Genomic DNA, 444 nt, shown 5'->3' with positions numbered 1-444 from the left:
TCGCAAACCGTGCCGGGGGTGTATACGCGCGCCGCGTGGGACGGCATGGTGGCGCAAGCCATCGACGACGCCGCGCAAGCCCAACCGGTGGCCAGTGACGGGGTGCTGACGGACAGCGCCCGCTTGCCGCCTGCGGGCCGGGATGACGCATCGTCTTCCGCACCCGATCCTGCCGATCTGAAAGCACGCCTCACGGCTCGCTATTTCGCCGACTACACCGCGGCGTGGCAGCGCATGCTCAACAGCCTGCGCTGGCAACCGGCCACCGATTTGAATGCCGCCATCGATCAGCTGACACGATTGACCGATGCGCAAACCTCGCCCCTGATCGCGCTGATGAAATCGGTGCAATACGAAGCCGAAGCCGGCCGCGCGACGCAGGCGCTTGGCGATACCTTGGTGCGACGTGCCAAGAACCTGATCGGCGGCGACGACGCGCCCGCG

The 444-nt window shown here is 67.1% G+C and carries 1 protein-coding gene; it reads left to right on the top strand.

The features are described 5' to 3' along the window. The coding region (locus AC4HNJ_RS21625; protein ID WP_490481685.1) for an ImcF-related family protein at positions 1-444 on the top strand (444 nt) is incomplete at both ends.

The sequence above is a fragment of the Dyella sp. SYSU CM1112 genome, from assembly GCF_058216415.1.
Note: the sequence above shows the minus strand (reverse complement) of the source record. Positions and strands in the feature narration are given on the sequence as shown.